The 12216-nt window shown below is 67.1% G+C and carries 13 protein-coding genes; 9 read left to right on the top strand and 4 right to left on the bottom strand.

Translation table 11 applies throughout. The features are described 5' to 3' along the window. Positions 1–114 precede the first annotated feature (114 nt). Entirely contained in the window at positions 115–1326 is a 1212-nt protein-coding gene (locus tag ACTIF2_RS13590) for an MFS transporter (protein ID WP_439497619.1), read from the bottom strand. 122 nt (positions 1327–1448) lie between these two features. On the opposite strand from ACTIF2_RS13590, the gene ACTIF2_RS13585 reads away from it, so the two are divergent. From ACTIF2_RS13585 to ACTIF2_RS13570, 4 genes are all read left to right on the top strand, one after another. Then, the gene (locus ACTIF2_RS13585) at positions 1449–1796 is read left to right on the top strand and encodes an ArsR/SmtB family transcription factor (RefSeq protein WP_439497618.1); all 348 of its coding nucleotides are present in this window, start codon (positions 1449–1451) and stop codon (positions 1794–1796) included. A gap of 87 nt (positions 1797–1883) precedes the next feature. Further along, positions 1884–3098 (top strand): zinc metallochaperone GTPase ZigA, encoded by a 1215-nt coding sequence (gene zigA, locus ACTIF2_RS13580; RefSeq protein ID WP_439497617.1) that lies wholly within the window; start codon positions 1884–1886, stop codon positions 3096–3098. 52 nt (positions 3099–3150) lie between these two features. Then, a complete protein-coding gene (locus tag ACTIF2_RS13575; RefSeq protein WP_439497616.1) occupies positions 3151–4452 on the top strand; it encodes a hypothetical protein in 1302 nt (433 codons plus the stop codon). Positions 4453–4504: 52 nt separating this feature from the next. Then, the gene (locus ACTIF2_RS13570) at positions 4505–4912 is read left to right on the top strand and encodes a GtrA family protein (protein WP_439497615.1); all 408 of its coding nucleotides are present in this window, start codon (positions 4505–4507) and stop codon (positions 4910–4912) included. 111 nt (positions 4913–5023) lie between these two features. Here ACTIF2_RS13570 and ACTIF2_RS13565 read toward each other — a convergent pair whose 3' ends face one another. Then, complete coding sequence (locus ACTIF2_RS13565) at positions 5024–5716, bottom strand: class I SAM-dependent methyltransferase (RefSeq protein WP_439497614.1); 693 nt, start codon at positions 5714–5716, stop codon at positions 5024–5026. 192 nt (positions 5717–5908) lie between these two features. Between ACTIF2_RS13565 and ACTIF2_RS13560 the strand changes: the two genes are divergently transcribed. The 3 genes from ACTIF2_RS13560 (at position 5909) to ACTIF2_RS13550 (ending at position 8891) form a co-directional block, all read left to right on the top strand. Next, complete coding sequence (locus ACTIF2_RS13560; protein ID WP_439497613.1) at positions 5909–7165, top strand: class I SAM-dependent methyltransferase; 1257 nt, start codon at positions 5909–5911, stop codon at positions 7163–7165. Between the two features lie 42 nt (positions 7166–7207). Beyond that, positions 7208–7561: a DUF2200 domain-containing protein gene (locus ACTIF2_RS13555; RefSeq protein ID WP_439497612.1), complete on the top strand. Its 354-nt coding sequence runs from the start codon at positions 7208–7210 to the stop codon at positions 7559–7561. Positions 7562–7721: 160 nt separating this feature from the next. After that, entirely contained in the window at positions 7722–8891 is a 1170-nt protein-coding gene (locus tag ACTIF2_RS13550; RefSeq protein WP_439497611.1) for a GGDEF domain-containing protein, read from the top strand. A 747-nt stretch (positions 8892–9638) separates the two neighbouring features. On the opposite strand, the gene ACTIF2_RS13545 is transcribed toward ACTIF2_RS13550, so the two are convergent. After that, positions 9639–10052: a VOC family protein gene (locus ACTIF2_RS13545; RefSeq protein ID WP_439497610.1), complete on the bottom strand. Its 414-nt coding sequence runs from the start codon at positions 10050–10052 to the stop codon at positions 9639–9641. A 51-nt stretch (positions 10053–10103) separates the two neighbouring features. Continuing rightward, positions 10104–10439 (bottom strand): cupin domain-containing protein, encoded by a 336-nt coding sequence (locus tag ACTIF2_RS13540; RefSeq protein ID WP_439497609.1) that lies wholly within the window; start codon positions 10437–10439, stop codon positions 10104–10106. A gap of 184 nt (positions 10440–10623) precedes the next feature. Between ACTIF2_RS13540 and ACTIF2_RS13535 the strand changes: the two genes are divergently transcribed. Then, positions 10624–11163: a MarR family winged helix-turn-helix transcriptional regulator gene (locus ACTIF2_RS13535; RefSeq protein ID WP_439497608.1), complete on the top strand. Its 540-nt coding sequence runs from the start codon at positions 10624–10626 to the stop codon at positions 11161–11163. 592 nt (positions 11164–11755) lie between these two features. Further along, positions 11756–12216: hypothetical protein (locus ACTIF2_RS13530; protein WP_439497607.1), on the top strand; the 461-nt coding region annotated here is incomplete at its 3' end.

The following is a 12216-nucleotide window of genomic DNA, read 5'->3' as shown; positions in this document are numbered from 1 at the left end:
CCGGACGGTCCCGTTCAAGCGAAAGGGAGGGCCAGCGAGCGCCTGAATGAATGCTAGGCGCTCGCTATAGAGGGGGATGGCGGCGGAAGGAAGGGAAAAGCGCGCCCCGCGCGCTCAACGCACAGGCGCGGGCGCCGGGACGCTGGCGATCTCGAGGTCGCGGCGCACCGCCTTGCGCTGCCGGATCGAGATCCAGAGCAGGGCCAGCGCGCCGAGCTCGCAGAGCGCGCCGACGAAGCCGAGCTGCCACGACTCTCCATGGCGCAGGGTGAGCTGGCCGAGCACCGAGCCGGCGGCGATGCCGACATAGAGCGCCGAGGCATTGAGCGAGAGCGCGACCACCGTCCCGTCGGGCGCCATCGCCGCGAGCCGCGACATCTGCGCGGGGTGGCCGGCCCAGCCGGCCATGCTCCAGACGAACAGGATCGCGGGCGCCACGAACAGCGCCGCGGCCGGCGTCAGCGTCAGCGCCATCAGCGAGAAACCCGCCAGCGACAGCGCCAGCACGGAGAGCACGACCGGCAGGCTGCGCTCCGGCCCGAATCGGTCGCTCGCCATGCCGCCGAGCTGGTTGCCGAGTGCCGAGCCGATGCCGGAGACGACCAGCGCGACGCTCAGCCAGATGCCGGTGATGCCGGCATGGGTGGTGAGGAAGGGCGCGACATAGGTGTAGAGCGCGAAGGCGCCGGTCGTCCAAAGCATGGTCGTGCCCAGGGCAAGCAGCACGTCGGGACGGCGGGCGATCTGCAGGCGCTCGGTCATGGTGTTGCTGCCGCGCGGCAGGCCGGCGGGCAGTTTCGCGATCAGCCCGATGACGGCGAGCGCGCCGACCAGCGCCACCAGCAGGAAGGCGAAATGCCAGCCGCCCCAGGAGGTGACGGCGGTGCCGAGCGGCACACCGAGAATGAGCGAGATCGTCATGCCGCCGGTGACGAGCGCGATCGCCCGGCCGCGCCGTTCCGGCGGCACCAGCGCGACTGCGACGGCGTTGGCGGCGGGCATGAAGGTGCCCGCAGCGAGCGCCATCAGGATGCGCGCGGCCATCAGCAAGCTGAAATCGGCGGCGAAGGCGGCCAGTAGGTTGGCGAGCGCGAAGACCGAAAGCGAGCCGGCCAGCACCGTGCGCCGGTCGACCTCGCCGAGCAAAGTCGAGAGGATGGGGGAGCCGATCGCATAGGCGATGGCGAAGAGCGAGAGCAGCAGGCCGGCGGTGTCGAGCGAGGCGCCGAAGGCCGTGGCGAGATCGGGCAGGATGCCGGTGATGATGAGGCTGCCGGTGCCGATGGCGAAAGCGCCGCCGGCGAGCCAAAGGAGACGGGTGTCCATCGGACAGTCCTTACAATTTCAATGATCGTTGAAATATAGCCGCCGCCGGCGACGCGTCAAGGCTAATTTCAAGAAATGTTGAATCTTGTCAGGAGCGGCGGCGTCGCCTATGTCAAATCGTCATGAAAGCGGTGGTTCATCCCGAGATCGACGACGTCGCCGTCGCCGATGTCTTCGCTGCGCTGGCCGATCCGATCCGGCTCGGCATCCTGCTCGCGCTCGCCGATGTCACGGAGATCGACAAGGCGCGCTGCGGCAATTTCACCGAGCTCGCCTCGCCCTCGCTGCTCTCCTACCATTTCGCCAAGCTGCGCGAGGCGGGGATCACCCGGATGCGGATCGAGGGCACGGTGCGCTATCTCAGCCTGAGGCGCGAGGAGTTCGGCGCCCGCTTCCCCGGCCTGCTCGAGAGCGCGATCGAGACCGCGCGCCGGGACGCTTCGATACCGCGCGTCTCCACGCTGGATTGATCGCAGGGCGTTGAGCCGGAAAGCGGCTTGCCAAGTTTCGGTGATGCGGTTTATGTAATGTTGTAACATTGCATAGATGGACGCCTCATGGATTCGCGCCTTCCCGTCACCGTGCTCTCCGGCTTCCTCGGGGCTGGCAAGACGACGCTGCTCAACCACGTCCTGAACAACCGCGAGGGCCGCAAGGTCGCGGTCATCGTCAACGACATGAGCGAGGTGAATATCGACGCCGACCTTGTACGCGAGGGCGGCGGCGGGCTCTCGCGCACCGACGAGACGCTGGTCGAGATGAGCAATGGCTGCATCTGCTGCACCTTGCGCGACGACCTGCTCGCCGAGGTGCGCCGGCTCGCGGAGGAGGGGCGCTACGACTACCTGCTGATCGAGGGCACCGGCATCGCCGAGCCGCTGCCGGTCGCGGCCACCTTCGAATTCCGCGACGAGGACGGCCGCAGCCTGTCCGATGTCGCCCGGCTCGACACGATGGTGACCGTGGTCGACGCCATCAACCTGATGAAGGATTACGGCTCGCGCGAGTTCCTGCGCGAGCGCGGCGAGACGGCAGGCGCGGGCGACGAGCGGACCCTGGTCGATCTCCTGGTCGAACAGATCGAATTCGCCGATGTCGTGGTCATCAACAAGGTCTCGGAGGTGCCGGCCGCGCAGCGCGAGCTCGTGCGCAAGATCGTGCGGGCGCTCAATCCGGACGCGCGGCAGGTCGAGACCGATTTCGGCCGCGCGCCGCTCGAGGCGATACTCGACACCGGCCTGTTCGATCATGAGAAGGCGCAAGCGCACCCGCTCTGGCACAAGGAGCTCTACGGTTTCGGCGAGCATGTGCCGGAGACCGAGGAATACGGCATCTCCTCCTTCGTCTACCGGGCGCGGCGGCCGTTCCATCCCGAGGCATTCAGCGAGGTCCTGGCCCGGACCTGGCCGGGCCTGATCCGCGCCAAGGGCCATTTCTGGCTGGCGACGCGGCCGGATTGGGTCGGCGAGATGTCGCTCGCCGGCAGCGTCTGCCGGACCGAGGCGATGGGCTTCTGGTGGGCGGCGGTGCCTCGCTCGCGCTGGCCGGACCATCCCGAATGGAAATCGATCCTGAACCGCAACTGGCATTCGGTCTGGGGCGACCGGCGCCAGGAGCTGGTCTTCATCGGCTCAGGCATGGACGAAGCCGCCATCCGCGCGGCGCTCGATGCCTGCCTCGTCGGCGAGACGCCGACGATTGCCTTCAGGCCCGAGCGCTACCGCAACCTGCCGGACCCGTTCCCGGTCTGGCGCCGGGCCGAAGCGGCCTGACCTTTCCGGCCTGCGCGGCAGGCCGGCCTCACAACCTTGCTCACAGGAGACGATGATGCGTTTTTATTTCGCGGCGGGTGCCGCGCTCGCCCTCATTTTCGGTTGCACGGGTGCTGTCGCCCATGACCACACCGTCCTGCGCGGGCGGCTGGTCTTCGCCGATCACGAGAAGCCGGTGGTGCGCGTGCTCGATCTCGATACCGGCGAGGTGACGCACAGCTTCGACATGCCGAAGCCCAATCCCGGTTTCGCCTCCACCGAGGGCGGCCGCTTCGTCGTGGTCAAGACCGGCGACGAGGCTGGAACGCTGCGCTTCCTCGATACCGGGCTGCGCTACGAATCCCATGGCGATCATGTCGATATCGACAAAGGCGAGGTGAAGCTGCTCGACTTCTCCGTGACGGGCGACCGCCCGGCCCATGTCATCTCGAAGCACGGGCAGGTCGCGCTGTTCTTCGACGGCGACCGGCCCTGGGAGCGCAAGAGCGAGCCCAGGGCGGTGTTCGTCGAGCTCAAGAGCCTCGACCGCAAGGCGCCGGCGAGCGAGACCTGGGCGAGCCCGGCGCCGCAGCACGGCATCGCCGTGCCGCTCGGGCGCGGGCAGGCGCTGATCTCGGTGCCCAACCCGGTCTATGCGAAGGGCGAGGATCGCAGCGCCTCGTCGCGGCCGGACGGTTTCGAGATCCTCCAGCGCGGCAAAGGCTGGAAGCGGCTGGCGAGCTTCAACGATCCGGTTCGGGCCGGGGCGTCCTGCAAGCTCTTCCATGGCTATGCCGAGAGCAAGGGCCGCCATGTCTTCGGCTGCACTGAGGGCACCGAGGGCGGGATGCTCGTGCTGTCGCAGGAGCGCGGCCGCGGCTGGGCCGGGCGCAAGCTCGCCTATCCCGACGAGCGCCGCGTCAGCGCCATCAAGGGCCGGGCAGGCGGGCGCCATCTCGTCGGCAATTACGGCGCGAAAGGCCCCTATACGGCGCTGTTGCGGATCGACCCGGCGGCAGCCTCGCTGGCGGAAGGCGACATCCTGGCGGTGCCAGGCGGCCAGCCGGCCTGCCAGTTCGATCTCGATGCCGGCGGCGGGCGGCTCGCCAACCTGACGCCGGACGGGAAGCTGCGCGTCTACGAGATCGCGAGCTGGAAGGAGCTCGCCACCTTCGACGCGGTCCCGGCCTTCGACTGCCAGTACGGGGCGAAGACGCCGACGCCGAGCCTCGGCATCGTCGGCAACAGCGCCTTCGTCAGCGACCCGACGAACGGCCGCATCCGGGAGTATCATCTCGACACGCTGAAGCAGGGGCTCGACATGCCGGTCGGCGGCATGCCGGCCAATCTCGCCGGTGGCGGCGACGCGGGGTGAGGCGGCCGACCGCGTAAGCAATCCTTCGGCATCCGGGCTATAGACTGCCCGGATGCCGCTCTCGCGATTCCCCCGCCATTCCCGCCAGATCCTTGCTTATGTCTTCTCGGGCGGCGTCACCGCGGTCGCGCATTACGCGCTGCTGATCGGGCTGGTCGAGCTCGGCGGCGTCGATCCCGTACCGGCGACGCTGGCCGGTTTCACGCTCGGCGCGGTCGTCTCCTACACGCTCAACCGCTGGCTGACTTTTGAGGCCACCCATAGCCATGCCCAGGCGACCTGGCGCTTCGCGCTGATCGCGGCCGGCGGCTTCGTGCTGACCGGCATCCTGATGCATCTCTTCGTGGCGCGCGCCGGGCTGCCCTATCTGCCGATGCAGGTCGTCACCACCCTGATCGTGATGGTGTTCTCCTTCCTCGGCCACAAGTTCTTCTCCTTCGCCGACCGCGCCGGCGCTTAGCGCGCAGCGTCATTGCGAGGTGGCGCAGCCGACGAAGCAATCCAGGGGCCGTAGAGCGCATCCTCCCGGATCGCTTCGCTGCGCTCGCGATGACGGCAGGCGTCTGGTAGCTCAGCCGGGGCTACGGGCCGAGAAGGTCATCCGGTGGGGGTTGTGGCCGAAATTCGGCTGGCGCTCGATATCCTGATAGCCGGCCTCGCGGATCAGCAGGGTGATCGCCGGCTCGCTATAGGTCGAGAGCCCGTATTCGGCGCGCAGCTTGCGGTAATCCGAGAAGGCGGTGCGCACGAGCCCACCGAGCGCCGCGGTCAGAAAGCCGCCGCGCCAGGCGAAGGCGAGAAGCTGGGTCGCGTCGGTCAGCGGGCTGATATCGGGCGGGATCACGTCGGCGAGGACGAGCTTGCCGCCGGGCTTCAGCTTGCGCCGCCAGAGCGCGAGGAGCTGGCCGAGCTCCTGCTGGCTGAGATATTGGATCAGCGAATTGGCGACGACGAGATCGAGCGTGCCCTCGGGCAGCGCCTCGACCTCCTCGGGCGAGACGACATGGATCGTGCCGACCGCGCCGAACATGGCGCGCAGCTTCTCGCGCACGCTCGCCGCCGCCTCGCAGAGATAGAGCCGGCCGCAGGCGGCGGCGACCCGGTCGGCCGCCAGCGCCTCGCCGCAGCCATGGTCGAGCACGACGGCGTCCGACGCCGGGATATGGCGGATCAGGTCGGTGGCGATCTGCCGGTAATGCAGCAGCTTGTGCCGGGGCGAGACATAGATCGCGTGCTCGCCGTTCCAGAAATCGCGCCAGGACATGGGTCTCGTCATTCGCCGATGGCGGGCCCCGCGCCCGCGTCCGGCCTCAGGACTACGCTTTCAGCCGAGGGCTCGGCAACTGCCCTTATGGTCGCCGTGCAACACTCGGCCACGTCATCGCGGCCCGGCGCCTCCCGGCATTCCCTTGGGTTGCCGGCTCGGCCTAAACTTGCTGGCTGAGGGGGGATTTGCATGCTGCTTCTGCCGCGCCTTCTGAAACGCTTCGTCCGCCAGGGACGCCTCACGGTGATCACGCCGGACGGCAAGCGCCATGTCTTCGGCCCGGGACCGGGGCCGATCCTGTTCGCCGGCCAGATGAAGACCGCGCCTGCTGTCACGGTGCGCTTCACCGACGACAGGATCGAGCGCGAGATCTTCCTCAATCCCGAGCTCGCCCTGGCCGAGGGCTATATGGACGGCCGGGTGAATTTCGAGGACGGCTCGACCATCCACGATCTGCTCAGCCTGTTCTGGCTGCAGCGCAAGGAGATGCGCAAGCATCCGCTGCAGAAGGCGATCCGGAACATCCGTTTCCGCATCCGGCGCTTGCGCATGCACAATCCGCTCGGCACTGCTGGCAAGAAGGTCGCGCATCACTACGACATCCCGACCGAGTTCTACCGGCTCTGGCTCGACGAGACGATGACCTATTCCTGCGGGTACTGGCATTCTCCGGATGTCGGGCTGGAGAACGCGCAGAAGGCGAAGCTCAGGCACATCGCGGCCAAGCTCGGGATCGAGCCCGGCATGAGCGTGCTCGACATCGGCTCGGGCTGGGGCGAGCTTGCGATCTATCTCGCCAAGGCCTGCGGGGCGACGGTCACGGGCCTCAACGTCTCGCCGGACCAGATGGCGGCCGCGCAGCAGCGCGCCGAGGCGGCGGGCGTCGCCGACAAGGTGACGTTCGTCAACAAGGACTATCGCGAGCTGACCGGCTCGTTCGACCGCGTCGTCTCGGTCGGCATGATGGAGCATGTCGGCGTCGCACATTACCTCGAATACTTCGAGAAAATCCGCGACCTGCTGACGCCCGAGGGGATCGCGCTGGTGCATTGCATCGGCCGCGTCGGGCCGCCGGGCTTCACCGGGCCGTTCTTCGAAAAGTACATCTTCCCGGGCGGCTATGCGCCGGCCATGTCGGAGGTGTTTGCCGCGGTCGAGCAGACCGGGCTGTGGTCGTCGGACTGCGAGTTCTGGCGGCGGCACTACCACTGGACGCTGGAAGCCTGGCGCGAGCGCTTCATGGCCAGGCGCGAGGAGGTGGTGGCGATGCTGGGCGAGCGCTTCGCGCGAATGTGGGAATTCTATCTCGGCGCCTGCTCGATCTCCTTCGATATCGGCGGCGACATGGTCTTCCAGCTCCTGCTCGGGCAGCACAAGAGCGCCGTGCCGGTGATCCGGGACTATGTCACCGAGGCCGAGCGGGAGCTGGCGGGGAGGGGGTTTTAGGGGGTGGGCGGCTGGAGAAAGCGGGCTCAGGAGCAGGCATTCATGGCAAAACACCGAGTCTATACGATCAGCTTCGCAAGCGTTTATCCCCTCTATGTCGCGAAGGCGGAAAAGAAGGGCCGCACGAAAGCGGAGGTCGATCAGATCATCTCCTGGCTGACGGGTTATGGCGAGAGGGACCTGCAAGCTCAGTTGGACAAGAAGACCGACTTTGAAACCTTCCTTGCAGAAGCCCCTCAGCTCAATCCTTCGAGAGCCTTGATCAAGGGCGTGGTTTGCGGTGTCCGGGTCGAGGATATCGCGGAGCCGACCATGCAGGACATTCGCTACCTGGATAAGCTGGTCGATGAGCTGGCGCGGGGAAAGGCGATGGATAAGATCCTGCGCAGGAATTGATCCCGGGTCAGCCAATCTCCGTCGATAACGTTTCGTCAGCCAGCGCCGCATTCCACAAGCGGAAATTAACCCATTCGCGCCAGCTTGGGCCTCGCACCGTGGGCGAGTGCGACGCGCTCGGCCACGCCTGAAATCGATAACGGGCGCCGCTGACGATACGATGGATCTTCCGACCCTCTGGTACCTGACCATCGGAACGCTGCTCGTCGCGGCCGCGATGACGCTGTGGGAGCGGAAGGCGCAGGTTCTGCGGTCGCGGGAGCTCGGCATCTGGGCTTTGGCCTATTGCGTGTTCGCCATCGGCTGCGTCCTTGCGATGAACCGGCACATGTTTCCAGGCGTGTCCGGCCCGGCTCTCACCAATGTCGTGATGGTGCTCGGCTACATGCTGGTGCTGCAGGGAGCTCTGGCGCTGGACGGCAAGGCGCTGCGCCCCGGTCTCGTCGCAGGTCTCCTCGCCGCCATCGCCGCGGCATGGTTCGTCGCCGGCACGGGCCTGGGCCGCATCTTCTGGAACCATGTCAGCTCGCTGCCGATCGCGATCATCTGCGCCTTCACCGCCCTTGCGCTGTTTCGCAGCGGCACGGCGAAAGGGCTGCGTTCCCGCCCGATCGCGGTCGCCGTCTTCGTCTGCCACTGCGCCTTCTACGGCGCTCGCACATTCGTCGTGCCGGTCGTCGCCGCGCTCCATGGCGACAGGGTCCTGCCCGTCGTCGCCGAGATCACGATGTACGAGGCCGTGCTGTTCACCGTCGCGATGCCGATGTCCCTCCTGCTGCTCGTGCGCGAGGAGGACAGGGCCCGGCTCCTCGCCGCCTCCCGCACCGATTTCCTCACCGGCCTCAGCAACCGCCAGGCCTTCTTCGAGCTCGGACCCGCGCTGCTCGGCCGGACCAGGACCGGCATTCCGTACGCCCTGCTCGCCATCGATCTCGACCACTTCAAGGCCGTCAACGACAAGTACGGGCACGATGCGGGCGACCGCGTCCTGAAGCTCTTCGCCGACATCGCCCGCGAGACCGCCGGGCCCGACGCCATGAGCGCCCGTCTCGGGGGCGAGGAATTCGCGATCCTGCTGCCGAATATCGGCGGGGAGGGTGCTGCCACGGTCGGACAAGGCATCGCCCGGCGCTTTGCCGAGCAGGCCGCGCGAAGCGATGGGCTCGGCATTCCGGCCACTGTCAGCATCGGTCTTGCGGAGGCCAGAGCCGGCGAGACCGATCTCGGCGAGCTCCTGGCTGCAGCGGACCGCGCCCTCTACAGGGCCAAGACACTGGGCCGCAATCGCATCGAGATCGCGAAGCCGACGAAGACCGCCAAGGCAGCCTGACCATGATCGACGACCCCGCCGGCTTGCGTCGCGAGGGTTTGCGCTGAACGCCATCCGAGGGAGGCGCGGGGTCGGGCGGCGTCGCAGTCGACGGCTGCGTGCCGATGTCGATGTCGATGTGTCGAAGCAGCGCCACTGGCCACTGCCCGAACCCCGCGCGCGATTCTCTATGAGACTTCGCCGTGTGTTGCGTCCGGCTGGACCGGGGTGCCTGCCCCGAACGACGAAACCCCTCCGCGCTACTTCGAGCTTGCGAAGCTCTTTCGCCACGGACACCGCTCTCCCGCCCGGCCTCTTGACGCCTCGCGAAGCCCCCTCGGTTCGGGCGGGACGGCGAGAACATAGAGCAGGTTCGGGAAGCGGGGATTGTTTAGCGGGTTATCCCCGTTGGCGTCCCTTCTCCCCTTGCGGGAGAAGGTGGCTCGGCGAAGCCGAGACGGATGAGGGGTCGCGCGGCGCTTTCCGGAATTTGACCAAGGCAGGGGCGGTCGCTTTTCAATGTCGCGCGACCCCTCACCCCAGCCCTCTCCCGCAGGGGGAGAGGGGGTAGGGCGCGGTTCGGGCGCCACCCGAAAGGAATTGCTGCGCGAAAAACCCTCTCCTGGAGGGAGAGGGCAGGGTGAGGGGTAGGCCGTTGGACCAGTAAGGCGGGCGCTTACCGCGCACCTTGGTTCAGGCCAGCGATTTCTGACCTACACCTCACCCCTACCCCTCTCCTTCCAGGAGAGGGGTTCTTGTTGGCGCCTCTCACTCTCCCGCCGGCATCGCCGCCATGTCGGCGAAGACGGCCTCGAAGGTGTGGCCGTCGGCGTCTTCGAAGGCGCGGTTGTAGAGCCAGCCCATGTCCATGGCCGGGCGCGGATCGGCCTTGCCGCCGGCGGCGGCCACGGCCTCGACCGTGGCGTCGACCTCGGCGCGGCTCTCCAGCGTCAGCGCCAGCAGGACCTGCGCGCCGGCATGGGCGTCGGCGATCGGCTTCGAGATGAAGGTCGCGAAATAATCGCGGGCCAGCAGCTGGAAGGTGATGGTCTCGGACCAGACCATGCTCGAGGCCTGGTGGTCGCTGAAGTCCGGGTTCTGCTTGCAGCCGATCGCCTCATAGATGCGGGTCGCCGCGGCGATGTCCTTGACGGGCAGGTTGATGAAAATGGTCCTGGGCATGGTCGTTCTCCTTTCGCGGTTTTTAGGGGCAGTCAGGTTCAGAGGTTCCGTTCAGAGATTCTCTTGCAGGATGCGCTCGCTGGGGTGGATGCAGACGAGCTCGAGCCGGCCTTCGCCGACATTGAGGAAGCGGTGCGGGATGTCAGCCGCGGCGACGACGATGTCGCCGGGATAGCCGCGGGCCGTCTGCCCGCCGACGGTGAACTCGGCCTCGCCCTTCCGGACGATCCAGGTCTCGGAATAGGGGTGGACATGCATGGCCGAGCCGCGGCCCGGCTCGGCGTCGACCAGGAAGAAGGAGACCGGGCCGCCAAGCTCCTGCCCCTCGAACCGGACCGTGCGGTTCTGGCCGACCTGCTGCTCGTCATGACGAAGGACCTTGAACATCTCCGCGCCTCCCTCCTAGGCCGCCGCAGCGGCTAAAACTATCTTCGCGAGAAGTTATATCGATGATGATATCTTCCTGTCAAGACAAAATCTCTTCGCGTCGAGCTATCTTGGCCGGGAGGCGAGGGCGGTGTATCTGTCGCTCTCGGGGCAGCGACGGCCGAGGCAGGGGCAAGGTACGGACATGACGGGCGAATCCGACAGGCCGGCGGGCGGCGCGCGCAGCGATCATGTCGACCGGCTACGCGCGCAATGGGCGCGGGAGCTGCCCGATCTCGACACCGAGCCGATGGCGATCCTCGGCCGGGCCTTCCGGCTCGGCAACATGGTGCGGCCGAGCATCGAGGCGACCTTCGCCGGCTTCGGGCTCGACCGCGGCGAGTTCGACGTGATCGCGACGCTGCGCCGCTCCGGAGCGCCCTACAGGCTGACGCCGACCGAGATGTATTCGCTGCTGATGATCTCCTCGGGCGGGCTCACCCACCGGCTCGACCGGCTGGAGAAGGCGGGCCTGATCCGGCGCGAGAAATCGCCCCATGACGGGCGCAGCGTGCAGGTCGTCCTGACGGAGGCCGGGGCGGCACTGGCCGAGACGGCGTTCCGCACCGACATGGCGAGCGAGGCGAGGTTCCTGCGCGGACTCGATGCGACGGAGCGGGAGGCGCTCGCCGGCCTGCTCAGCAAGCTGATCGCCGGGGTCGAGGCGGAGCTGGCGGGGCGTTGAGAGGCGGGCTCTCCGGAATGTGCTGATTTCGCGCGAAAGCGGGCCGTCGTTCCGGGACGGCTCGCAGGGCCGAGCCTGGAAACCCAGAACCGCTGGCTTTCAGGGATGAAGCCGTCTCCAAAATCGAGATGGAATACGCGTGATCCGATCGGATTACTTCGCACAATCTGATCGGCGCCTGGTCCGGAGGGCTCGCGAGCGGCGGTTCGTTGGACCTCCAGTGAACCTGGCGGTCAAGGCGGATGGCTGTAGCGGTCCCGGCCAGCGCGATCCCTCGGGCGAGCCGTGAATTGAGGGGTATCAAGTTTCCGCTGGGTCATTTGTCCATGCTCTGACGCACTAAGCGCGTACTCGAGCAATCGAGCAGTCAATGCGTTGGTATTATTGGTTAAGCGTTTATGCGCGGCAAGTTGTACCGAGTATGGACAGGCCCATGCAACGTTCGGCAGTCTTTACATCCACGCTCAAGTTCGACAGTTGGGGCGACCGCGTGCGCACCCTCGATCGCCCCTATCGGGGACCGGCGCGCCATCGACTGCGGGGCGAGGTCGTGAGGCTCTGGCGAGTCCTCAAGGCCGCGAGGACGGAGCGCATGCTCCTGCTCGACAGCGTGTCGGGCCGGCTGCACCCTGACCTCATCGCCTGCGCGCTTCTCGCGCTTCTTCCAAAGAGCCGTCGCCCGATCCTCGTCTTGCAAGGTGACATGTGGGCGCCGCGCCCGGGCGCGCGAGGCCTCTTTGAAAGAGCGCTCATCGATCTCGTCGACCGAGCGGTTGATCGCTACATCGTCTACTCGAGCGATGACCGCGACGTTTTCCCGGGTCTCTGGGGCATCAATCCGGACAAGGTCGGAGTGTGCCTCTGCTATCATCACGTCACCGACGAAGAACTGGCGGGCGAAGAGCCTGCAAATGAGGGGCATGTCTTTGCGGGCGGCGACAGCGGGCGCGACTACGCGCCGCTCGTCGAGGCCGCGCGGCAGTTCCCCGAGACGCAGTTCGTCATCGCGACGGCGTGGACCAGCCCGAAGCCCGTTCCTCCGAACGTCAAGCT

Origin of the sequence: Allobosea sp. (assembly GCF_051860145.1) — a bacterium.
In the GTDB taxonomy this organism is placed as follows: domain Bacteria; phylum Pseudomonadota; class Alphaproteobacteria; order Rhizobiales; family Beijerinckiaceae; genus Allobosea.
This window is presented reverse-complemented; position numbering and strand designations above follow the sequence as displayed.

Coding starts and splice junctions, on each gene's coding strand:
- ACTIF2_RS13590 (WP_439497619.1), bottom strand. CDS start 1,326: ATGGACACCCGTCTCCTTTGGCTCGCCGGCGGCGCTTTCGCCATCGGC.
- ACTIF2_RS13585 (WP_439497618.1), top strand. CDS start 1,449: ATGAAAGCGGTGGTTCATCCCGAGATCGACGACGTCGCCGTCGCCGAT.
- zigA (WP_439497617.1), top strand. CDS start 1,884: ATGGATTCGCGCCTTCCCGTCACCGTGCTCTCCGGCTTCCTCGGGGCT.
- ACTIF2_RS13575 (WP_439497616.1), top strand. CDS start 3,151: ATGATGCGTTTTTATTTCGCGGCGGGTGCCGCGCTCGCCCTCATTTTC.
- ACTIF2_RS13570 (WP_439497615.1), top strand. CDS start 4,505: ATGCCGCTCTCGCGATTCCCCCGCCATTCCCGCCAGATCCTTGCTTAT.
- ACTIF2_RS13565 (WP_439497614.1), bottom strand. CDS start 5,716: ATGTCCTGGCGCGATTTCTGGAACGGCGAGCACGCGATCTATGTCTCG.
- ACTIF2_RS13560 (WP_439497613.1), top strand. CDS start 5,909: ATGCTGCTTCTGCCGCGCCTTCTGAAACGCTTCGTCCGCCAGGGACGC.
- ACTIF2_RS13555 (WP_439497612.1), top strand. CDS start 7,208: ATGGCAAAACACCGAGTCTATACGATCAGCTTCGCAAGCGTTTATCCC.
- ACTIF2_RS13550 (WP_439497611.1), top strand. CDS start 7,722: ATGGATCTTCCGACCCTCTGGTACCTGACCATCGGAACGCTGCTCGTC.
- ACTIF2_RS13545 (WP_439497610.1), bottom strand. CDS start 10,052: ATGCCCAGGACCATTTTCATCAACCTGCCCGTCAAGGACATCGCCGCG.
- ACTIF2_RS13540 (WP_439497609.1), bottom strand. CDS start 10,439: ATGTTCAAGGTCCTTCGTCATGACGAGCAGCAGGTCGGCCAGAACCGC.
- ACTIF2_RS13535 (WP_439497608.1), top strand. CDS start 10,624: ATGACGGGCGAATCCGACAGGCCGGCGGGCGGCGCGCGCAGCGATCAT.